This is a genomic window from Nostoc sp. KVJ3 (genome assembly GCF_026127265.1).
Lineage (GTDB): Bacteria > Cyanobacteriota > Cyanobacteriia > Cyanobacteriales > Nostocaceae > Nostoc.
In genome coordinates, this window is sequence record NZ_WWFG01000002.1 from 2528965 (window position 1) to 2552586 (window position 23622).

The following is a 23622-nucleotide window of genomic DNA, read 5'->3' on the forward strand; positions in this document are numbered from 1 at the left end:
AAGTACCACCGTATAAATACGATGAAATTAAATTATCTTTATATAAATACATTTAGTCGGATTTAAATGTTTACGTGTAATCTAGGTGCGATCGCTTGACATGACACTGGATACGATCGCCATAATTGTCAAATTTAGGTGCGAACGCTTGACATGACACTGGATGCGATCGCCATAATTGTCAAATTTAGGTGCGATCGCTTGACATGACACTGGATGCGATCGCCATAATTGTCAAATTTAGGTGCGATCGCTTGACATGACACTGGATGCGATCGCCATAATTGTCAAATTTAGGTGCGAACGCTTGACATGACACTGGATGCGATCGCCATAATTGTCAAATGTAGGTGCGAACGCTTGACATGACACTGAATGCGACCGCCATAATTGTCAGATGTAGGTGCGATCGCTTGACATGACACTGGATGCGATCGCCATAATTGTCAAATGTAGTGGATGTTTGAAAAGTCCTGTTATTGGTAGCAAAATGTTTGAGATCCCCCTAAATCCCCCTTAAAAAGGGGGACTTTGAGAAGTTTTCCCCCCTTTTTAAGGGGGGTAGGGGGGGATCATCTGGTGCTTAAAATCACAGCCAAACACTTTTCAAATAACCTCTTAGGTGCGATCGCTTGACATGACACTGGATGCGATCGCCATAATTGTCAGATGTAGGTGCGATCGCTTGACATGACACTGGATGCGATCGCTATAATTCTAAAATCTAGAGGACATCCTTGGCTTTCGTATATTGTCCAATAACAAAAAAACTGTAGCCTAGTATACCATTTGTGGGATAGGCATAATGCCTGAAACCCTGATTCTCTCGTTCTATCCCACAAATCGCTCTCTATATATGGGTTTGATGCCTCTTGATGATAAACTTATTGCTAATAATTATCAATTATCTCGGAAAAAATTTGCATCCCACGAAAAAGTGCTGTAGACTTATTGCTGGGTAAGGCTTTCAGCGACTACCCTTTAAACTTCTTCGGAAGTTGAACTAATGGAAACACCTGCCAAGTTTCCTAATGAGGTAAACGTGACAGCTTTAAACTTCTTCGGAAGTTGAACTAATGGAAACTTTTGACTCAAGTACAACCTCTACAACACTACTTTCTTTAAACTTCTTCGGAAGTTGAACTAATGGAAACTTATCGTACAGGTGGTTATCTTGCTCTGTAGCAATCACTTTAAACTTCTTCGGAAGTTGAACTAATGGAAACGTAACAGTGTAAGGAATGCGGCCAACATGACTTCTACTTTAAACTTCTTCGGAAGTTGAACTAATGGAAACTTTTGTAAATCTAAAGTTGGTTGTAGATTTTCATCGCTTTAAACTTCTTCGGAAGTTGAACTAATGGAAACATTAACAACAGGTGTTTCTGGACTGGCGGGAACAATTCTTTAAACTTCTTCGGAAGTTGAACTAATGGAAAAATACAAAGCCTACAGCTTAATAAAGCTGTAGGCTTATGCTTTTAATCTATTTAAATTCCCAAATATAGCAGTTAGATATCCTACTTAGTAAAAAGTTAAAAGTAAAACAAGATAAATCTCATTTCACTTTTAACTTCAGACCTTAAAATTGGTCAACACGCAGATGTTTCCATGAAATCGACTTCAGATGAAGCCAGTTAATTCAAATTCTTTATTTCAGAACTACTTCGCACGCCTTGGAAATCAAAAATAATCAAAAACTTGATACTTTTAGTTGAGTTTTGCAAAACCTGAAGATAAGCAGCTGCATCATTGTGGTGGCGAAATCGTGCAACAATATTAGAATCGTCATTTACCACAGCAACTTCAACAGGATTTAACTGTCGTTGTTGTTTAGGTAAAACACGGATAATACACCACGGATGCAACTGCTTATAATAGGTCATAAAAACTCCCTTCCTAATGCTGGTAAATCTTATGAACACCAGCTTTGAATTAACTACTACTACCGTAGCTCTGAAGTATTTTTCAAGACAGGGCAAGATGCTATTGACAAAATAAACTATTCGTGGATATCTAAAATAGATTGAGTTTTAACCAGTGTAATACTTCTTGGGGAATCTCCTCAAAATGTTCGAGTAATAAATTCATCAAAGCCAGATTTAGGGAATCATTTCGTGTCGGATAACGTTGATTTTTACCATTTCTAAACCAACCACGCACAGTTGAGTCAGAACGGGAACATATCAAAGCAATCTGTTCGTAACTTACACCCCACTTCGCATAAAAATCTGTCGGTTTCATAGCAAACTCCCAATTACTGTAGAGCAAAATTAGATGTCGTTCGCGTGTGGTAATTTGACGAGGGTTAGACATCATAAATTTGTCAAAGGTGGAAAAGTATAAATCAAAAGGAAGCAATAAACAGTCCGTAATAACAGACTGTTGCTATTAGTTTGTAATTGCAATAGCCGTTAGGGAAATTGAAGAAGGCAGAAGGCAGAGGGCAGAAGGAACTTTTTCGTTGGGGATTCAGACCCCAACCAATTGTAAGCACCGTATAGACGGTGGGGTTTTATACCCTTGTTCGGTTCGGTCACAGGCAGAGGGAGGAGGCAGTATTCCCTTCTGCCTTCTGCCTCCTGCCCTCTGCCTTTCTTGATAAATTAATGGGAATCTAAAAAAGTCACCTCAATCACTTCTCCCTCCCCGTATCGCCAATAAAATCGCTTTGCCATAGATGCAGCAGAACTCCAAATATCACCTCCTTTGGTACGATAGCGATGAGTTCTCAAACTCCGGTAAGCTGGGCCATTATTCACAAAACATTCAAAAGCTTTTTCGTATTGCTTGCGGTCTTCTTTTGGTAAATCATCAAGCTGTTTTTGAACTTTTGGAGCAAAAATCAAACAAAACTTGACAGATTGAACTTGCATTCAATTATTTATAATTATCCCAACTCGACCGAAAGCCCAGGTTGATTTTGACGCTATGGGGGTGCGCGTGCTTGCTTGCAAATATTCATTTTGGTTATAATTAATGTATTCAGAAGTCCTGAGTCCAATGATTACTTTTTTAACTCAGCACTGTTTCAGAAAATGTTGTCCAAATCGTAGTAGCTAAACGATGAATGCAGCATCATCAATGCTAAATTCAGCTTGCGTCCCAACCACTGCGATTTTGCAACGAGTGTGTGCAGACATGGGATAAAATCTCACTTGGTCTTCGCGTCGGTTAACAAGTCGCGTTAGGTATTTAGATAAGTTTTCAAATTGTTTCTCATCTAAGACGCACTCAAAAACCGATTTTTGTACCCGCAACCCATAACTTTCGAGGAGTTTTGATACCTTCTTGCGACGGGTATCGCTAACAATGTCATAGCAAACCAGATAAAACATAACTACTTCACCAAGCTTAATACTGGTTTTTTGTTTTCAGCAATATTGGTGAAACTGGAATGATTGGGGTGAAATTTTAATGCTAATGGGCGATAATATTCCACATCCCCCAACAAAGATGAAATATATTCCCGCACCTGCAAATCTATACATTGACGGTAACTAACTTCTCCAGCGTAGGGATGCAAGACAAAAGTTTTTAACTTTCCTTCCCAATGTTGCAAAAAGCGTTGGATATGACTATGAATTCTTTTTCCATTTCCATTTCCATTTCCATTAGTCTTGGTAAGATGGCGGACAAAATTTAACACCAAATCATCTACGATAGGTGCGCGAAACTCGGCGCTAAAATCCCATGCTAAAGGAAGTTCATGATAGCCGTCGCGGTATAAAATACCGTAACCTGGGTGGAGTCCTACGGTTTGGAGATGGGTATAAACATATTGATGTAGTAGTTGATTTCCCAGGTCTAGAAATCTGCTAATTTCTTTTGCAGTTATGTGAGAATCTGAGGTTTCAAAGCTGAGTAGAGAAGCAACAGCAGAATAGTAAGTTTTGTCTGCTTCTTGGATGTATTCGTGTAATTCGTCAATAGATGGTGCTAGTGATAAGTTATCCATCAACAGTTGCAAATAATTTAATGCGCGTTGGATTGTCTGGTCTACATAATAACGAGTCCAACTTTGCAAAAAAGTCTGTTGATTGTGTAATTTCGCCCAAATTATACTTTCTGCTGTTGCGCGATTAAATTCAATATCATGCAAGCGTTGGCGCTGGTAAGTCAGGTATTTAACTGGACTTGGGGATATATTTTCTAATCGTCCTACATATTCACCATTTTCGGTAAAATATGAGACAGGAATTTGATTTAAGCGAACTATTTGCATGACATCTTTTGGCAGTTTAATATTGCCAAATATGATGAATTGGCTAATGTTGGTAATTCGGATATAAAAACGTTGTTTTTCTTCTCGAAATACCTTGAAATATTGTCCTTGGACTTTAAAAGTTGCGTCCTTTTGAGTGATATAAATTGTAGACATAGGTGGAATTAAGTAAAAGGGATGAAGTAAAAAGTTAAAGGCTTTATTGATTTCGCCATTTCATTTTTTACTTGATTCCATCTTCGCAAATGTCTATATGAGTATGTATTTGAGTAAAAGCTATTTTTATATGAGTTTGTATATAATTTATATGACTTATGATTACTCATTAAAAAATCGGAGTATGGTTCTCCGATTTTTTTAGTTATTTCTTGTTGATAAAAGACTGAAAGTGCTAATTTCTAACACTCAAGTAAGTGCCTTGATTAGCAGGGCTATTTCATTCTCATCTAGCCCGCCTCAGAATGAATTCTGAGTCTAATAGCGAAAGTCGTCTAAGAGGATGTTTGAAAAGTCCTTTTGTCGGTATTAAATATTTTTTTACCCCACCCTAACCCTCCCCTTATAAAGGGGAGGGAACTAGATTTTCCGGTTTCCCCCCTTTACAAGGGGGGATTAAGGGGGGTAATAATGTGATTAAAATAAGAGGATGTTTTAAAAGTGGTTGGCTGTAATTTTAGGCACTTGTTGATCCCCCTAACCCCCCTTAAAAAGGGGGGAACCGGAATCAAAGTCCCCCTTTTTAAGGGGAGCCACTGCGTTGGGCGGGTTCCCCGACTTGAAGCACGTGGCGTGGATTTAGGGGGATCTAAAACTTTTTGCTACCGACCAGAGGACTTTTAAAACATCCTCTAAAGACGACTGAGTAAAGGTTATAGTCCGTTATATCATGTCCGCCAAATTACTTATGATATGTCATTGCTTCACTTCGCTCGCAATGACATATATTTTGTATGACTTTTTAACTCCTAAAAAGGCATAGAGTCAACAGCCTAGTTAGGAAGTTAAGTTGATCGGGTTTTGTAGAATAGACACAAATCTTGATATCACCTAAATCACTTGCTGTATATTTCAATTGTTGCAAGCAACTATATGAGTACATATATGAGTAATTGACGAAAATATATGACTTCGTATATGAGTTAAGGAACAACCTCTAATCAAATAACTTTTAAGAAAGCATGCCTGTAGTTTCTCTCATCGCGTCACCATCGGGTACTCAACGGGCTAGACAAGCTCTAAGACGTTTAAGTTTAACTCAAAGTGCTTTGGTAAATGAAAGAGGAATTGCATCTTGGTCTACTGTCAACAATTTCTTTAACGGAAAACCTGTTAGACGAGAGATATTTATGGAGATTTGTGAAGAACTCAACTTAAATTGGCAAGATATTGTTATATCATTTTCAGAAGATGAAGAAAATACTCTACAGTTAACACCTCTCAACAAAATTTGGCAAGAACTAATAGCACTTGCTTCCCTAACAGAAGAAATGGGAATGGTATTGGTCAAAGAACAAACATTGGGTTGGGGGAAGAATATATCCAATCGTTACGAGAAATCGGTACATTTAGGAAGTTATATTCAGTTTGAAATAAATTTACAAGCACCAGGATATTTATTATTAATTCAAAGAGATACATTAGGAGAAGTCTGGTGTTTTTGTCCATCGCATTTCGCACCTCAGCCAGAATTAGAAGAGGGGAAAACAAGTTTTCCACAAGAAGGCTCAACGATGACCTCATTTCACATCGAAGGTACACCAGGTAAAGAACAAATTTTGGCAGTAGTTACACCAGATGTACCTAATTTTCAATGGTTAATGCCAGAAAACGATGAAGTATTGAAAATCACTGATAACTTTCTGATGGAATTACTAAATTATCTCAAAATAAATGGAGCTACCCAAATTTTATATACTGAATACCAAATTATAGAATAAGTAATAATACCCTAACTAAAGAGAGTGTTGATTGAATAAAAATAACTTGACAAAATTAGACTTAAAATTTCAGGTAAGAGTGTCCCAAAAAATAAATGATCCAAAACCCGTCATTGCGAGCGTTCGCGAAGCAATCACAGCCCTTGGGATTGCTTCGCGAACGTTCGCAATGACAATTGGGCATTTTTTACTTGGAGTACTCTAAAACATGATAAATATTCCCCAAATTATAGAAGAATTAAATCATCTAAATCGAACAGTTGTCAAATTATTTGAAGAGGGCGATTTAAACAAAGCAATATTGGTCACGCAACAAGCTATAAAATTAGGGCAAGAAAATCTTGGTGAACATCCGACTACGGCAGATAGTCTAAATAATCTGGCGGAATTATATCGGATACAAGGGCGTTACTTGGAAGCCAAAGCCTTATACTTACAAGTTTTAAATATCAGAAAAAATTTGTTTGATAGGGAACATCCTGATATCGCCCAATCTTTAAACAACCTGGCAACATTATACTATTCAGAAGGAAATTATTCCGAAGCCGAAAAATACTTTTTAGAATCTCTAGAATTGTGGAAGTGTATTTGGGGAGAAGAACATTTTGAAATTGCAACGAATTTAAATAATCTTGCCGAAATTTATCGAGAACAAGGAAGATATTTAAAATCGGAGCAAGTACATTTAGAAGTTTTAGCAATGCGAAAACGTCTCTTTGGAGATGAACATCCAGATATCGCCCAAACCTTGAATAATCTGGCGTGTCTTTACACTTCACAAGGACGCTATTTGGATGCAGAAGAGATGCATTTAGAAGTTTTAGGAATGCGAAAACGTCTCTTTGGAGATGAACATTATGATATTGCTGCCAGTCTCAATAACTTGGCACTATTATATGACTTTCAAGGACGTTACTTGGAAGCAGAAACAAAATATTTCTCAGCTTTAAATAAATTGGAAAGAATATTAGGAAATGAACATCCGTACATAGCATCTACCTTAAGTAATATCGCAGGAAATTATAAAGAACAAGGACGTTATGCAGAATCAGAACATAAGTATCTTGAAGTTTTGGCGATGAGAAAACGCTTGTTAGGAGATGAACATCCTGATATTGCAAGTAGCTTGAGTAATTTAGGAACAATTTATCGGATGCAAGGGCGTTTTTTGGCATCTGAGCAAAAATATCTAGAAGCTTATGAGATGAGAAAACGCTTGTTTCCTTCTGAGCATCCAGATATTGCCAATAGTTTAAACGATTTAGTCATAATTTATCTATCTCAAGGGCGATACTTAGAGGCGGAACAAAAATCTTTATCAGCCTTACCAATGTGGTCAAGTTTGCTTGAGAAAGAGCATCCTGTAGCTGCGAATTATTTAGATAATTTAGCATTACTTTATCGGTTGCAAGGGCAATACGCGAAAGCTGAAAAAATCTATCTAGAAGCCTTAGCAATTAGAAAAAATATTTTAGGTGAAAAGCATCCCGATATTGCAGATAGCTTTAACGATATAGCTACAATCTATCGGATGCAAGGACGATATTCTGAGGCGGAAGAGATGCATCTAGAAGCCTTAGAGATGCTCAAAGAATTACTAGGTGAAAAGCATCCTCTTTTAGCGGAAACTCTCAATAATTTGGCAGTTTTACATGATGCTAGATTTCAATATTCGCAAGCAGAATCGTCATTATTACAAGCTTTATTCATTATTCAAGCTTTGTTTGGGCAAGAACATCCACAAGTAGCAAGTAGTATGAGTAATTTAGCTACTGTCTATGGAAATCAAGGGAACTACTTAGAAGCAGAAAAATTACATTTAGAAGTAATAAAAATTAGAAAATCTCTATTCGGAGAAGAACACCCAGATATTGCAAACAGTTTAAATAATCTGGCATTAATATACTTATCACTTGGGCGCTACCAGTTAGCCGAAGAAAAGTACGTAGAAGCTTTAGTTATGAGGAAACATCTACTAGGGGATGAACACCCAGATACTGCTCTAAGTTTAAATAACTTGGCCAGTGTATTAGCTGCTACTAAACGCCCAGAGGAAGCTTTGTCATACCGCATACAGGCAAGCGAGATTAATGACTTGATGATTAGTAATCTATTTGCCTTTAGTTCCGAAAGCGATCGCCTAGCCTTTATTGAGAAACTTAGAGCTAATTTCGATTTATTTCTCTCCCTAGTCTACAAACATCTTGCTGATTCAGAAAGTGCGATGTCTGCGGCGTTAGATTTGGTGCTGAAGCGCAAAGCTTTAACTGCTGCATCGTTGGCGGCGCAAAACGAAGCCCTTTATAGCGATCGCTATCCCCACCTCCAAGAAAAGTTTCGTCAACTGGGTGACTTGAACGCCCAGTTAGTCAACCTGACTTTTTCTGCTCCGAAAAACAGCGATTTCAGTAGCTACCAGAAACAATTAGCACAACTACAGGCACAATATAACAACCTTCAAAAACAACTGGCATCTCAAGTACCAGAGATTCAGTTATTTGAGCAACTTTCTAATCGTTATACTGTGGCTTCGTCCCTACCAGCAGATTCGATATTAGTCGAATTTGTCCGCTTTGAATTATTCGATTTTAATGCAATTCCAGTGAATGGAGACATCCAATGGCAACCTGCTCGTTATCTAGCATTTGTCTTACCTTCTGGACAACCAGATGCAGTGCAGATGATAGATTTAGGGTCAGCCCAAGTCATTGATCGGCTAATTTGGGCATTTCGCTTGCAGACATCAGACTATAGCAAGGCAACTCTAGGATGGGGAAAAGCTGACCAATTACCAAAGCTGCCAATTAAACCATACGACTCAGCCCCAGCAATCGAACTTAGCCAAGTGCTTATTAAGCCTATTTATAACGCCCTAAAAGGCTGGAAACATTTAATATTTGCACCAGATGGGAACTTAAATTTACTGCCATTTCAAGCATTGCCTTGTGACGAGACAAACAGGCACTTACTGATGGATGAGTTTACCATCAGTTATTTAAGTGTGGGACGGGATATTTTGCGATCGCAAATTCCGAAACTGCGCCCCGCTAGCAAACCTCTAGTCATTGCCGATCCAGATTTTGATTTGGTTGCTGAACAAACTGATACGACTGGTGCGATCGCCTTTGAAAGTCCCTTAGCGATCGTAAAACAGCAATCCTCAAACGATGAATTTATCAACACTCTTAACGGTGAAGTTTTGTCCCGCACACTTGGTACAAGGTTTCTTGCTGAAAGTGTCGCCAAAAAGCTACCAGATGCACGGCTATATCTGGGAGCAGAAGCACTTGAAACCCACTTAACCGCTAGCAACTGTCCTAGTATAATGCTGATTGCCACTCACGGTTTATTTTTAGCCGACTCGCCACAAGCACCGTTTCAGACGATGCATTTGGAAGTATCAAAGATAGAAAACCCAATGATGCGTTCTGGACTGGCTTTAGCTGGTGCTAATACTTGGCTCTCTGGAGGGATTTTACCCCCATCAGCAGGTAAAGGCTTTATTTTCGCCCAGGATATTGCCTCATTAGACCTGTGGGCGAATGAACTGACTGTATTATCTGCCTGTGATACCGCCAGAGGAGATATTAAAATTGGCGAAGGTGTTTTTGGATTGCGTCGTGCTTTTGCGGTTGCTGGAACAAAAACCCTTGTGATGAGCCTATGGAAAGTACCAGACCAAGCTACGGCCTTACTGATGGAGCGTTTCTTTGACAACTTACATTTGAAAATGGGACGTGCTGAGGCGTTGCAAAATGCCCAGAATTATATACGTCAAATTACGGTAAAAGAACTGCGGCAGTCTGCTTTGGGTATGGAAGTGCTGAAACAACTTTTACAAGTAAATAATTTGTTGGCAAATACCAAGATTGATTGTCAAGAGGAAGACACACCACTTGAACATCCATTTTATTGGGGGGCTTGGATATGCCAAGGAGACACAACACAAATGCATAATTTAACAAGCGTTTAGTACCAAGAATTTGGGAAAATTTTCTGTAGAGACGGCGATTTATCGCGTCTCTACAACCGTCAAAATGGGTTTGACAGACCACTAGGGCGTGTTTTCAAAGTCTTAGATCCCCCCTTAAAAAGCTACGGTGTACACACAAGTCTTTTAGAGTTACCCCACAGCTTTAGATCCCCCCTAACCCCCCTTAAGAAAGGGGGGGACTAGAATCAAAGTCCCCCAATTTATCGGGGGATTTAGGGGGATATAAAAAGTTAGGAGGCTAAACGAAAAAACAAGTTTGTTTTTGCTACTCCCTTCAACTGGATTTAGGGGGATATAAAAAGTTAGGAGGCTAAACGAGCAGTTTGAAAACACGCCCTAGGGCTATACCGCAAAGCGGAATTTCAATGCGTCTATCCAAATACCACAACGACGGCTCAGTGCATCGCCTAATCTTAATTGTGGGGATTTCCCTGTTCCCTCTTAAAGCTACTTAAGTCATATACGAAGTCATATACAAGAGTCAATAAGTCATACACGTACTCATATACCCCCCTGCAAAGATAAAAATAACAAGTTAAAAGCCAAAAGGCAAAAGAATTAAATATTCTTCCCCTCTTTCTTTTAACTTTTAACTTTTTACTTAATCATCATGTTCACCAAAGAAAACCTTCTAGCTGCATGGTTTCAAGTCCGTGCGGGAAGTCGTAATGCTGGGGTGGATGGAATAACCCTTGACTTATTTGCTGCGGGAGCAAATTCTGAGTTAGAGGTGATTCTTCACCAACTGTTACAAGAATCTTACCGCGCTAGTCCCGCAAAGGGATTTTATGTAGCTAAGAAAAACGGTGGTAAGCGATTGATTGGTCTTCCTATCGTCCGAGACAGAATTGTGCAGCGTTTATTACTAGAAGAACTGTATTTTCCATTAGAAGATACCTTTCTTGATTGTAGTTATGCTTATCGTCCCGGCAGAAATATTCAGCAAGCTGTACAACATTTGTATAGGGACTACAAATTACAACCAAAGTGGATTATTAAGGCTGATATTGCGGAGTTTTTTGATAATCTTTGTTGGGCTTTGTTGTTAAGTGCTTTAGAGGAATTGAAACTTGAACCAATAGTATTGCAATTGCTTACCGAACAACTCAAATCAGGGATTGTGATTGCCGGAACACCTGTTTATCCGGGTAAAGGTGTGTTGCAAGGTGGCGTGCTTTCCGGTGCTTTAGCTAATTTATACCTGAGCGATTTTGATCGGAAATGTCTGCGTCACGGCATGAATTTAGTTCGATACGGGGATGATTTTGCTATTGCTTGTAGTAGTTTTCAAGAAGCGAATCGGGTTTTGGATAAAGTTACTGCTTGGTTAGGAGAACTTTATTTACACCTGCAACCAGAGAAGACACAAATTTATACCCCTAATGATGAATTTATTTTTCTAGGTTATCGGTTTGCAGGGGGTAACGTTTATGCACCACCTCCACCCATACCTGTACGACAGGGGGAATGGGTAACAAATGAGTCGGGTTATCCCTATTTTCGCCCCAAGGAACGCAAACTCAAGTTTGAATCTCGTCCGCCCAAGGCTTGTTCCCCTAGCAAACCTAGCAATTTACCTCAAGCACCAATCTCTCATCTTTGGCAGGATTCTATGTCTACTTTATACGTAACTGACCAAGGCGCTTATTTGAGCGTCAAAAATCAACAATTTCAAGTTTACTACCAGGGAGAATTGCGGATTAAAGTTCCAGCAAGTCGGGTGAGTAATATTGTGTTATTTGGTTGTTGTAATGTATCACATGGTGCGATATCTTATGCCTTACGGTGGCGGATTCCGATTATGTATCTCTCACAAAAAGGTAGGTACTTTGGACATACAGGTGTACAGGGATATGCTAAGGTTGAGTATTTAATTCAACAGGTAAAAAACTGTGACAATCCTCTATTTACTCGCCAACAGGCAGAAGTCATTGTAGCTGCCAAATTACACAATTCTCGGATATTACTAATGCGATTAAATCGTCGTAGGGAAACAGAAATTGCCACCAAAGCCATAGATTTAATCGAAATTCTCATAGACAGTTTACCCCAAGCCGAAAGTATGGATGCTCTCCGGGGATATGAAGGGAAAGCTGCGACTCTCTATTTTCAAGCCTTGGGTTCTTTGTTTACAGGTTTCTTCGCTTTTGATAAGCGTACTAAACGTCCACCAACTGACCCAATTAATAGTTTAATGAGTTTGGGTTATACTTTATTAAGTCAGCAAGTTTTTTCCTTTGTGCAAGCGGTTGGATTGCACACTCATTTTGGTAATTTACACGTTCCTCGCGACAATCACCCAGCTTTAGTATCTGACTTGATGGAAGAGTTTCGCGCTCAAGTTGTTGATTCATTTGTTGCTTACTTGGTGAATAAAAAAATTCTCGATCCTGAAGATTTTACTCCCCCTGACGAACGTGGAGGTGTATATTTACAAGCGAGTGCGTTGAAAAAATATCTTAAGCACTGGGAGGAGAAGTTACAAACCGAGACGATGCACCCACACACAGGTCATAAAGTAGCGTATCGTCGTTGTATAGAATTGCAGGTGCGCGAATATATTGCTTGTTTGACTGGTGAGGTTGAAGTTTATCGTCCAATGACTTGGCAGAAGTAAAACTGGAAAATAGTTGTTGATTTACTGTTTTAATTGACTTTTCGTGGGATAGACACAATGGCTGAAACCCTGATTCTCTCGTTCTATCCCACGAAAAGCACTCTACTTATGGGTTTGATGCCTCTTGATGATGAACTTATTGCCAAGAATTATCAATTATCTCGGAAAAAATTTGCATCCCACGAAAAAGTGCTGTAGACTTATTGCTGGGTAAGGCTTTCAGCGACTACCCTTTAAACTTCTTCGGAAGTTGAACTAATGGAAACCTTAATGACTCTCTTCGGGTCAGGAAACTGCCCTGCATAAACTTTAAACTTCTTCGGAAGTTGAACTAATGGAAACCTTCACTATTACCACTTTCCAGTCTGCGCCTTCTTCTTTAAACTTCTTCGGAAGTTGAACTAATGGAAACGAAAAGTGTTTGCTTTTGAAAGCAAGATAGTCGCGTGAAGCTTTAAACTTCTTCGGAAGTTGAACTAATGGAAACGTGCCGGCGTAGGCGTTGTGGTAGGTGCTGGAAATGGATCCCTTTAAACTTCTTCGGAAGTTGAACTAATGGAAACACAATTCCACCGCCATCCATGGGGACTGGAATGAAAACTTTAAACTTCTTCGGAAGTTGAACTAATGGAAACTTAGAATTACATTGCTCTCGACTAATGTAACCTTTTCCCTTTAAACTTCTTCGGAAGTTGAACTAATGGAAACTCTGCATTTGGCAGCAGTTCCGGGGTTGGCAAACAGAACTTTAAACTTCTTCGGAAGTTGAACTAATGGAAACTTTATTGCACCACAAGATGGGCATTTCCAGCTGTCTTCTTTAAACTTCTTCGGAAGTTGAACTAATGGAAACGTGAAGTACTCTTTTCGGCGAGACCGCATCAAATTCACTTTAAACTTCTTCGGAAGTTGAACTAATGGAAACGGTGCGTCAAATACTGCCTAGTAAGCGTGGTATCAATCTTTAAACTTCTTCGGAAGTTGAACTAATGGAAACCAGCAGGATCGTATCCAAGAGACTCGTGATGTCTAATCCCCTTTAAACTTCTTCGGAAGTTGAACTAATGGAAACGTATTATAGTGATGAACTATTCCTTCGGCAAAAGCTATACTTTAAACTTCTTCGGAAGTTGAACTAATGGAAACATTCTCTATTAAAGATCCAAAGGGTTACACTATTATCTTTAAACTTCTTCGGAAGTTGAACTAATGGAAACGTTCTCGTACAGACTCTTTGAAGCCTTGTTCATTATTGTCTTTAAACTTCTTCGGAAGTTGAACTAATGGAAACGAGGAAAAATCCAACTTCTGAGCATACGTGAATCAAACTTTAAACTTCTTCGGAAGTTGAACTAATGGAAACGACCTTTATTTTTCGCCGCTTCTTTATCAGTTTTATCATCTTTAAACTTCTTCGGAAGTTGAACTAATGGAAACCTTTAATTCAATCCAAAAATTTACCAACTTTTCAGCTTTAAACTTCTTCGGAAGTTGAACTAATGGAAACTATCTAGAGATTACTGCGTCAGTAGTTTCGATCATTTCTTTAAACTTCTTCGGAAGTTGAACTAATGGAAACTTGAAATCTACTTCAGAGAAAAACCATAGGAAGTGCTTTAAACTTCTTCGGAAGTTGAACTAATGGAAACAAAGAAGCAATACAGGAAGCAAATAATTTTTCATGATTCTTTAAACTTCTTCGGAAGTTGAACTAATGGAAACTGATCGGCCTGGTTGGCTGCGTCGCAAAGTTCCCAACTTTAAACTTCTTCGGAAGTTGAACTAATGGAAACTGGATTTTTTGGATCAGGAGCAAAGAGTACAGAAGCAACTTTAAACTTCTTCGGAAGTTGAACTAATGGAAACGTTCTGTCATGTGGAAGTTTTCTTCTAAGAAGCTACTACTTTAAACTTCTTCGGAAGTTGAACTAATGGAAACAATAATCGATCCAACCGTGCCTAGGAGCAACAATTCTTTAAACTTCTTCGGAAGTTGAACTAATGGAAACCAGCGTCAGCAGCCCTCTTGAGCTTTTCTTTAGCTACTTTAAACTTCTTCGGAAGTTGAACTAATGGAAACAATCACCATCAAAGGTAGGATAATTACCTATTAACATTCTTTAAACTTCTTCGGAAGTTGAACTAATGGAAACTTTTCCATCGCGCCAGAGTGCGGCCCTATAAATGTAGGGGCTTTAAACTTCTTCGGAAGTTGAACTAATGGAAACGAATGCACTAAAATCCTGTATTGGTGCAGTCTTTTTCGTCTTTAAACTTCTTCGGAAGTTGAACTAATGGAAACGAGAATCGTTTCCATTTTCAATCTTATGGACTATATGGCTTTAAACTTCTTCGGAAGTTGAACTAATGGAAACCTGCAAGAGGAGCTGTTGCTTGTGTTAGCAACTTGTTCCTTTAAACTTCTTCGGAAGTTGAACTAATGGAAACAACTGAAAGTCAGGAGGCGCGGGTTGTCCCGGTACTCGATGCTTTAAACTTCTTCGGAAGTTGAACTAATGGAAACTTCTGTTGCTGGAGCATTAGCTGAAGCAGGGGCAGAAGTTCTTTAAACTTCTTCGGAAGTTGAACTAATGGAAACTTTAGAAGATCTAAAAGAATGAAATGCGTATTGTTCCCTTTAAACTTCTTCGGAAGTTGAACTAATGGAAACAAGAATATGTTTTCTTTAACAGCTTCATGGTTCATTCTTTAAACTTCTTCGGAAGCTGAACTAATGGAAACGCGATTAAAAGATGGCACTAAAAAAACCTGCAATATAACTTTATACCAATTTTTTATGAAGCTGCATATAATTCGATCCCCCCTAGCCCCCCTTAATAAGGGGGGAACCAGAAAAACATCTATCAAAGTCCCCCTTTTTAAGGGGGATTTAGGGGGATCAAGATATGTGCAACTTCACATTAAATTGGTATTAAACTTCTTCGGAAGTTAAACTAATGGAAACCCAAAGGTGGTTAGTGTAAAAAGACTGAGAGGATGTTTTAAAAGTAGTTAGCTGTGACTTTAATCGAATTATTACCCCCCTTAATCCCCCCGATATATTGGGGGGAAACAAGAAAATCCGGTTCCCTCCCCTTTATAAGGGTGTCCTTCAGGAACCTGCGGTAATCTCAGTCCAGGGAAACAAGAAAATCCGGTTCCCTCCCCAATATATCGGGGAGGGTTAGGGTGGGGTAAATAAATATTTGATGCATCAATCATGACTTTTAAAACATCCTCTGAGGTTGGTTTAAACAAGGTAAAAATCGCCGCTTTCCCAATAATAATGATTTGCGGTATCTAGCATTTATGGATTTTTTACTAGAACATTCCGATGAAATTTCCGAATATCTGCGGAGACTGTTGCATTTGGCTTTTTCCTAGTAGTTTAGCAGATTCATAAAAGTAGGTAATTGTCAATATCAAGTAGACCTATCTTGTTGTACACCTTCTAAAATAGTGTGAACTTAGGCAATTCAAGAAAGCATTATTCATGACCTTTTCAGCACTTCTAGGAGGTTACTATGACCTATTTTGAGCAGCTACATCCGTGGTGTATAATTCGTAGTTACCCTAGCAAGGAGTGCATAGTGGTAGCAAGATTTCGTCGCCACAATGAAGCAACTGCTTACCTACAAGTGCTGCAAAGAAAATTGAATAATGTCAAGTTTGCGGTGAAATTTGATCCCCAGACATAATTGGAATCAAAAAGAAAAAACTAAAAGTTAAAAGAGCAATTCGTTCTTTTGCTTTTTTAGTTTTACTTCTTCAACTTGATTTGCTTGACTTCACATGAAGTCGAACTAATGGAAACATGGCATTTACTCACATTTAACGTGCTAAATATTCAGCTATATTTATAGCTGAATATTTTTATGCTTTTAAACGACTAAAGTATTTCCTGCCGTTGATGTGACAATCTGACGCACTTGGGCATTAGTAAGACCTTTTTTAGCACTGAGCATCAAAGCTATTACCCCAGCAACGTGAGGAGCCGCCATAGATGTTCCGTCTTCAAAACCATACTTGTTACCTGGAAGTGTCGATTTGATACCGATTCCTAGATACCCGTCGTCATCACCTGTCAAGTATGCTCCAGGAGCTGTAACGTATGCGAGTGAAGTCGTTCCAGCGCGGTTGGAGAAGTCAGCCAGTGTTCTATTATAAGAGACTGCTCCAACGGCAAGTCCCCATTGGTCGGCATAGCGAGCTGGATACATTGGTGCTGTCCCGCCGTCATTACCTGCTGCTGAGACGACAAATACCCCTTTGCTGGCAGCATATTGAATAGCTGACTGTTCATCGCTGTCCGCAGATCCACCTAAGCTGAGGTTAATGACATTAGCTCCATTATCCACAGCATAACGAATACCTTTGGCGATCGCGCTACTGCTACCTTGACCATCGCTACCGAGAACTTTCACCGGCATAATTTTGGCATTATAGGCAATCCCAGTGACACCAAAGTTATTTTTCACCGCAGCAATAGTACCAGAAACGTGAGTACCATGACCTTCGTCGTCTAATGGATTGTTATTGTTGCCAACGAAGTTCCAACCGTTGACATCATCGATGTAACCATTGCCATCATCATCTTTGCCGTTGCCAGCAATTTCCTTGGTATTCTTCCAGATATTAGCGTTCAAGTCAGGGTGATTGTAATCTACCCCAGTATCTATCACAGCTACAATCACACCCTGACCTGTGTATCCCTTTGCCCAAACTTCCGGTGCTTTAATTGCGTCGGCTCCCCAATTATCACCACCCAAGTCAGGGACATCAGCAAATGTACTTTGACCTAAAGCTTTCGCCACTGCTGCTGCGGCATTAATTAAACCATAACCTGTAGTGGAGTTAAACCCGCCACCATTGACAGGATTCAAAGTAATTAGTGTGGTAATGTAAACACCGTTGTTACTTTCATTGCTTTCAGCAACATTTCCCGAACCATCGGCTTTCAATATCAGGTAGTATTTACCGGCATTAATTGTAGGAGCAAGGGTAATAGAAGTGGAGCGAGAACTAACGGCAGAAGGTGTCAGACTTGCACTTCCCTCAATTTCAGTCCCTAAGCTGATATCATCATCATCACCAAATGTTGTATCTCGTGAAAGATAAAAACTTGTCTTACTCCCCCCAGCACTGCCATTACCTTGGTTTTTCAGTTGATAATTAACTAGGAGTGTAGTACCAATAGCAGCACTACTAGCAGATGTAGCATTTTGGATGACCAAATCTGGTGCAGTAATTGTAATTGCTTTGGCAACAACGTTATTGTTTTCATTGCTTTCTTTCAATGATCCAGAGCCATCCGCTTTATACAGCAGATAGTAATTACCAGTGGTAATGGTGCTAGAAATGGACAAAGATGTAGATTCTGAACTTATTGTAGAGGGTGCAAGGTCGTTCAAGTTATTAACGAAGTCAGAACCTAAATAGACATCATCATTACTGAGGCTTCCATCTTTGGAAAGATAAAAGTATGTAGAGTTAATACTAGCTTTGCCATTACCTTGGTTTTTCACCTGATAGCTGAGTGCGATTGAAGTGCCGATGTTAGCGCTAGCAGGAGCGGCAGGATTTTGGATTAATAAGTCTGGTGCAGCAACCGTAATTGCTTTGGCAGTGACGTTGTTGCTTTCATTACTTTCAAAAATATCGCCATTGCCATCGGCTTGTAATAGCAGATAGTAGTTTCCAAAAGTGGTACTACTGCTGAGTACGAAAAAGTCAGATTCTGAGCTATAGTAACCAGCACCCAATCCAGAATAGAAATAGTTCTGGTTAGAGGCTAAGAGTGTGTCATCGTTGCTCAAAGCGGCATCTTTAGACAAATAAAACTTTGTTGTACTTGTACCAGCACTGGCAGTACCTTGATTTGCCAGTTGATAATTAACTGTAATTAAGCTACCAGGGTCAACAAGACTAGGAGCCGAAACATTTTGGATGATTAGGTCTGGTTTGGGGCCATTAATAGCGATCGCTCTGCTAACAATATTATTAGTTTCGTTGCTTTCGCCAATATTTCCATTAGCATCGGCTTGATACAACAGGTAATAGTTACCTGCGGCGATCGCATTGTTGATGATCGCCGATGCTGTTTCTGAGCTAGTAACACCTGCGGCAATAGCGTTAACGGCATCAGAGCCGATCAACACATCGTCATTGCTAAAAGCGTTATCCTTCGATAAATAAAACTTGGTGGTAGTTGCAACAGCACCACCAACACCTTGGTTTTTCACCTGATAACTCAGTTGAATGGTGCTACCAACGGCTGTTGTACTAGCAGCTAAAGCGTTTTGGATGATTAAGTCTGCTTGGGTAATAGCGATCGCTCTACTAGCAAAGTTGTTGGTTTCATTGCTTTCAGTCGCATTTCCTGCACCATCAGCTTGATAGAGCAAGTAATAGTTACCTGCGGCGGGAACATTATTAACAATCAGCGATGCTGTCTCTGAGCTAGTAGCACCAGAGGCAATACTGTTAACGCTATCAGAGCCTAACAATATATCATCATTACTAAAAACGGTATCCTTGGATAGGTAAAATTTAGTGGTAGTTGCAACAGCAGCACCAGCACCTTGATTCTTTACCTGATAGCTTAGTTGAATAGTGCTACCGACGGATGCTGAACTAGGGGCTGAGGTATTTTGAACTATCAGGTCTGATTTTGGGGCTGGAGTAATGGTGATTACTCCGGCAGTCCCGTTGTTAGTTTCATTGCTTTCAGCAACATTCCCATCGCCATCGGCTACGTATGCTAAGTAATAAGTCCCAGCACTGATGTTACTGCTAAGGCTAAGTGTGGTTGATTTAGAACTGTAATTACCAGCAGCAATACCGCTAACGTAGTCATAGCCCAAGTACACATCTTCATTTCCGATATTTAAATCTTGGGAGAGATAAAACTTGGTGTTGCTAGCAACAGCACTAGCATTACCTTGGTTTTTGATTTGATAGTTGAGTTGAATGGTACTTCCAGCCGCCGCAGAACTGGGATTTGAGATATTTTGTACTATCAGGTCTGGTTTAATAATATTAATTACGCCAGCAATAGCGTTGTTGCTTTCGTTGCTTTCGGCAACATAGTTATAGCCATCAGCTTGATACACCAGATAATAGCTACCTGCTGCGACGCTACTGCCGATGGTGAGTGTAGTTGACTCTGGACTATAGTAACCAGATGGGATACTGGTAACGTAGTCATCGCCTAAGAATATATCTTCACTTCCGATATTCAGATCCTTAGATAGATAAAACTTGGTGTAGCTATAACCAGCACTGGCATTGCCTTGGTTCTCAATTTGATAGCTCAATTGAATCGTACTTCCAGCCGCCGCAGAACTGGGAGCCGAAACGTTACTTTGTACTATCAGGTCTGGTTGAACAGCAGCAGTGGCCGCTTGAGTAGTATTTTCGTGACTTTCATTACTCTTGACAACGCGATTATACGTATAATTTCTCCCTGCAAAAGTGTCAATTTTCGTAGGAGTATAACTACTGTGGGCGCTCGCTCTAAAACTCTTGACACCACTTAAACTGGAGCCAGGGTAATAATTACCATCACCAAAAACATCTAATATTTTTGATGGCGAAAGGGTAGATTTTATACTAGTAATTTCATTAAGAGAGTTACTATCTTTGGTAGAAAGCATGACCAGTTTCACCTTATATATTCAAGCAAATTTGCACTATGTAATTACTCAAACCCTTTATGCGAAGAGCTTGACTCGGAGAAATATCTTAATATAAGACAGGTGCTACAAATACATTTGATTAGAAAATAACCTAATTTAATTAAGTAATCTTACAGTTTTGTGTATGACAAAATTTATCTTATATGTTAATGCGTAAGTCATAACTAATAATATTCAAGTTTCTAATCAAATTTAAAAGGCGGATATAATACGGTTCAGTTAGGCGGTGATTTGAGGTGTGTAGAGCATTTCATAGCCAACTCCAAAAGAGCAGAATCTTACTTATCGCCTGTAAGGAAGTCACCAGCTATCGAGCGCAACGTTCTTGGGGAGCGATCGCGCTCGATGAGTAATGTATATTGTTTGAATAATTTGGGTTTGTGATGATCTCTTTGTGAGCTTAATGTATTAACCTGATTCAAGCGTTTATTTTAATGAAAAGTAAAATGAAACCTCGTCTATTGAGCATAGGGTTAACACTATTAGCGATCGTAATGCTTGCTAGTTGTAGTAAAAAGCCTGAAGAGTCTGCAAGTAGTACATCGTCAACCCCAAGTGCAATCGAGCAAACTCCAAGTTCTGGTAATGCTACGACATCAATCCCTCCAAAGCCTGAAGAGTCTGCAAGTAGTACATCGTCAACTCCAAGTGCAATCGAGCAAACTCCAAGTTCTGGTAATGCTACGACATCAAGCACTAAAAAGCGACCATCACCTGCAAATAAAACGGGTATCTTGGCAGAAGCAGACAAGCTAGGGGTTAAACCTCAAGGAGAAACGACTTGTCCGAGTGAGGCACCTGTTAAGGGGAAAATAACAAGAAATCGAGGCAACATCTACCATGTGGCCAAATCAACCAATTATGAGCAAACCAAGCCTGATATCTGCTTCAAAGATGAAGCAACAGCAGAAAAAGCTGGCTTTCGTGCGCCGAAGTAAAGACTCTCTGGCTTTTGGTGGGAGTAGTTGAAGGAGGGGAGTTTAAGAGCTAGCATCAAATCTCAAAGATTTGATTCTAATCAAGCTAGTACAGTGCGGCGGAAATAAACCACCCATTCCAAATCAATGAAACCCTCATGCTGTATTCGTTTTTAATTTTTAATTTTTAATTTTTAATTCCGCCCTGCGGTACTAATACTATTATCCCAGAAGTATTAGTTTTCTCCCAGACAGTGTTATTGCTAATACTGCGATCTGCGTGTGTTATCAGATGTTTGGGAGATTATCTTTTAGCTTTCCTAATAGTTGGCGGTTTTAAACTACTCAAACTGTGGCGTTGAAAAAAGCTCCAAATTGCTCTACTGGCATTAAAACCAAGCTGAATATTGACCTGATTTAATTTAGTATCAGTTGAAGTACCACCAGGCCAGAAATGCCCACCGTTGACTATATTGAACTGCAAGACTTCTGACCCATTTCTACAACCGGAGGAACGAAAAGCTTTGACTTGCAAGTGATTACGAGATTTAGTTCGAGCTAACTCTTGAATTTGAGAGAATGAAGTACATTGGTCATGCCTTTGCCAAAAATTTATGGTTTCTGGAATAGAAACAAGAGCCTCTTTTTGAGTAATGGGATCGCCATGATAATGGACACTCAAATCCTTCGTACCATTAATCATCATCATTGAGATAGAAACCGAAGAATGGCAACTATGCATAAATCGAGTAGTTAGAGAGCCAGCTACTGATGCGAAAGCAGCAATTTGATTAGGAAGTTTACAGGCCAAAGCTTGAGTCAGTATCCCACCTTCAGAAAAACCAGTGGCATAGATTTTACGTCGGTTGATATTTGTAATTTGCTGTATATGCCCAATTAAAGCTGCAACAAATGAAATATCATCTACTTTTTGTCTGACGTGACCTGTAAAGCTCCATTGATGGTCAAGTCCATTTGGATAAACTGCAATAAATCCGAATAGTTCTGCTAAATTATTGAAGCGAGAAACTTTTTCTATAGATTTGCCACTGCCATTATCTCCATGAAATACTAAAACTAACGATATTGGATGCTTAGGATTGTAATATTTTGGCGTATACATATAGTATGTACGTAACTTTCCTTGGTTTCTTAGTGTTCCATAATTCTCGCCTCGCAAAATTTTTTCTCTAGGGATACTTTTTGCTTCTACTTGAAGTGAGTTAGAGGTAACAGTCAGAGTTGTTAAGACTATAAACGTCATCAGCCAGTTGGGAAGGAAAGTGGCAAGACTAATCATATTGAACGCTTTAATAATACAATGCATCAAAGAATTTCTCGTTTGGTTAGAAAGACTTTATCCTTCTCTAAAAGGCTAGATAATCATATTGGTACTATTTGGTATTTTATTCATCATTATAATTCTTGTTGTAACGTCTAAATTTATTATCACTACATATTTACCACTACCCAAAGTCCAAGTTTATTGACTATATATCTAACTTAAGAATAATAATTTCTATTTGTCTCCAATAAATTCTAGTCAATTCTCCGACTAATTAGTTCCTATGTACTAAATACATCTGTTTTCTTGGGGTGTCACAGTTGTGGGTGCGGAATGTGGGTTTTAACGATTCCACTTAACTCAGCCTCTAAAAGAAGTTGGGTAACTTTCTCTTGCCTTCTATTCATTGCTGCTAAATGCAAATTAGTCAAAACTCAAGACCACAACTGAATTTAGTCTTTATGTTGCAAGAGCAGAGAAGCATATGCTATTATTAATAACTGTGTAGTAAGGACGTATAGCTCAGTTGGTTAGAGCGCTACGTTGACATCGTAGAGGTCACTGGTTCGAATCCAGTTACGTCCATTGTTACCTGTAGATTCACAAATTAAATGTTGCGATTTCAAGTATATCTTTGCCGCAACTGCAACTTGATGGTTGAAAACTTCTGCGGCAAACTTATGGTTGAAAAAATTGACATTTAATTAAACCTAGTCTTGACCATATTTAGTTATGAGTCTATCTATCCAGGTAAATTTTCTTGTGCTTGCCGCAATGTAGCAACCAATATTTTCTGATATTACAATACCATTAGACATCTCCGAAAATGAATGTAGAGAGGTAGCAGTGCTACATCTCTACAAGGGTTTCAGGTTACGTATATTTAATTTTTGGAGATGTCTATTGCCAATTTACGGGGGTTCAACGCCTGTAGAAACGGGATGAATACG

At 39.2% G+C, this 23622-nt stretch carries 16 protein-coding genes, 1 tRNA gene, 1 pseudogene and 2 CRISPR repeat arrays; of the genes and pseudogenes, 9 read left to right on the forward strand and 9 right to left on the reverse strand.

The window, feature by feature from the left end:
- Window positions 1-81: 81 nt before the first annotated feature.
- Both GTQ43_RS26810 and GTQ43_RS26815 read right to left on the reverse strand, forming a co-directional pair.
- Entirely contained in the window at window positions 82-213 is a 132-nt protein-coding gene (locus tag GTQ43_RS26810) for a hypothetical protein (protein WP_265275720.1), read from the reverse strand.
- 27 nt (window positions 214-240) lie between these two features.
- Window positions 241-372 (reverse strand): hypothetical protein, encoded by a 132-nt coding sequence (locus GTQ43_RS26815; RefSeq protein WP_265275721.1) that lies wholly within the window; start codon window positions 370-372, stop codon window positions 241-243.
- A gap of 433 nt (window positions 373-805) precedes the next feature.
- Here GTQ43_RS26815 and GTQ43_RS26820 point away from each other — a divergent pair, with 433 nt between their 5' ends.
- Window positions 806-946 carry a hypothetical protein gene (locus tag GTQ43_RS26820; RefSeq protein ID WP_265275722.1) on the forward strand — a complete coding sequence of 47 codons (141 nt, stop codon included), beginning with the start codon at window positions 806-808 and terminating at the stop codon, window positions 944-946.
- A 33-nt stretch (window positions 947-979) separates the two neighbouring features.
- Window positions 980-1440: a CRISPR direct-repeat array (repeat unit 35 nt; unit sequence CTTTAAACTTCTTCGGAAGTTGAACTAATGGAAAC).
- A gap of 197 nt (window positions 1441-1637) precedes the next feature.
- Here the strand turns inward: GTQ43_RS26820 and GTQ43_RS26825 are convergent.
- From GTQ43_RS26825 to cas1 (GTQ43_RS26845), 5 genes are all read right to left on the reverse strand, one after another.
- A complete protein-coding gene (locus tag GTQ43_RS26825; protein WP_265275723.1) occupies window positions 1638-1886 on the reverse strand; it encodes a hypothetical protein in 249 nt (82 codons plus the stop codon).
- Between the two features lie 130 nt (window positions 1887-2016).
- Window positions 2017-2316 carry a hypothetical protein gene (locus GTQ43_RS26830; protein WP_265276557.1) on the reverse strand — a complete coding sequence of 100 codons (300 nt, stop codon included), beginning with the start codon at window positions 2314-2316 and terminating at the stop codon, window positions 2017-2019.
- 290 nt (window positions 2317-2606) lie between these two features.
- Window positions 2607-2876 (reverse strand): hypothetical protein, encoded by a 270-nt coding sequence (locus GTQ43_RS26835; protein WP_265275724.1) that lies wholly within the window; start codon window positions 2874-2876, stop codon window positions 2607-2609.
- A 183-nt stretch (window positions 2877-3059) separates the two neighbouring features.
- Window positions 3060-3338: a CRISPR-associated endonuclease Cas2 gene (cas2, locus tag GTQ43_RS26840; RefSeq protein ID WP_265275725.1), complete on the reverse strand. Its 279-nt coding sequence runs from the start codon at window positions 3336-3338 to the stop codon at window positions 3060-3062.
- 2 nt (window positions 3339-3340) lie between these two features.
- Window positions 3341-4381 (reverse strand): CRISPR-associated endonuclease Cas1, encoded by a 1041-nt coding sequence (gene cas1 / locus GTQ43_RS26845; RefSeq protein WP_265275726.1) that lies wholly within the window; start codon window positions 4379-4381, stop codon window positions 3341-3343.
- Window positions 4382-5403: 1022 nt separating this feature from the next.
- Here cas1 (GTQ43_RS26845) and GTQ43_RS26850 point away from each other — a divergent pair.
- The 5 genes from GTQ43_RS26850 (at window position 5404) to GTQ43_RS26870 (ending at window position 16471) form a co-directional block, all read left to right on the forward strand.
- Window positions 5404-6162 (forward strand): DUF4384 domain-containing protein, encoded by a 759-nt coding sequence (locus GTQ43_RS26850; protein ID WP_265275727.1) that lies wholly within the window; start codon window positions 5404-5406, stop codon window positions 6160-6162.
- A gap of 208 nt (window positions 6163-6370) precedes the next feature.
- Window positions 6371-10135 (forward strand): CHAT domain-containing protein, encoded by a 3765-nt coding sequence (locus tag GTQ43_RS26855; RefSeq protein ID WP_265275728.1) that lies wholly within the window; start codon window positions 6371-6373, stop codon window positions 10133-10135.
- A 631-nt stretch (window positions 10136-10766) separates the two neighbouring features.
- Entirely contained in the window at window positions 10767-12773 is a 2007-nt protein-coding gene (cas1, locus tag GTQ43_RS26860) for a CRISPR-associated endonuclease Cas1 (RefSeq protein WP_265275729.1), read from the forward strand.
- A gap of 57 nt (window positions 12774-12830) precedes the next feature.
- Complete coding sequence (locus GTQ43_RS26865) at window positions 12831-12971, forward strand: hypothetical protein (RefSeq protein ID WP_265275730.1); 141 nt, start codon at window positions 12831-12833, stop codon at window positions 12969-12971.
- Between the two features lie 33 nt (window positions 12972-13004).
- Window positions 13005-15515: a CRISPR direct-repeat array (repeat unit 35 nt; unit sequence CTTTAAACTTCTTCGGAAGTTGAACTAATGGAAAC).
- A gap of 782 nt (window positions 15516-16297) precedes the next feature.
- Entirely contained in the window at window positions 16298-16471 is a 174-nt protein-coding gene (locus GTQ43_RS26870; protein WP_265275731.1) for a hypothetical protein, read from the forward strand.
- Window positions 16472-16654: 183 nt separating this feature from the next.
- Here GTQ43_RS26870 and GTQ43_RS26875 read toward each other — a convergent pair whose 3' ends face one another.
- Entirely contained in the window at window positions 16655-20428 is a 3774-nt protein-coding gene (locus GTQ43_RS26875; protein ID WP_265275732.1) for a CARDB domain-containing protein, read from the reverse strand.
- 488 nt (window positions 20429-20916) lie between these two features.
- Here GTQ43_RS26875 and GTQ43_RS26880 point away from each other — a divergent pair, with 488 nt between their 5' ends.
- Window positions 20917-21408 (forward strand): hypothetical protein, encoded by a 492-nt coding sequence (locus GTQ43_RS26880; RefSeq protein WP_265275734.1) that lies wholly within the window; start codon window positions 20917-20919, stop codon window positions 21406-21408.
- Between the two features lie 283 nt (window positions 21409-21691).
- On the opposite strand, the gene GTQ43_RS26885 is transcribed toward GTQ43_RS26880, so the two are convergent.
- Window positions 21692-22714 (reverse strand): alpha/beta hydrolase family esterase, encoded by a 1023-nt coding sequence (locus GTQ43_RS26885; protein WP_321162517.1) that lies wholly within the window; start codon window positions 22712-22714, stop codon window positions 21692-21694.
- Between GTQ43_RS26885 and GTQ43_RS26890 the strand changes: the two are divergent.
- Both GTQ43_RS26890 and GTQ43_RS26895 read left to right on the forward strand, forming a co-directional pair.
- A pseudogene (locus GTQ43_RS26890) lies at window positions 22643-22828 on the forward strand (IS1 family transposase); the annotation flags it as partial. The gene GTQ43_RS26885 and the pseudogene GTQ43_RS26890 overlap by 72 nt on opposite strands.
- 355 nt (window positions 22829-23183) lie before the next feature.
- Window positions 23184-23257: transfer RNA gene (locus GTQ43_RS26895), tRNA-Val, on the forward strand.
- Window positions 23258-23622: the final 365 nt, after the last annotated feature.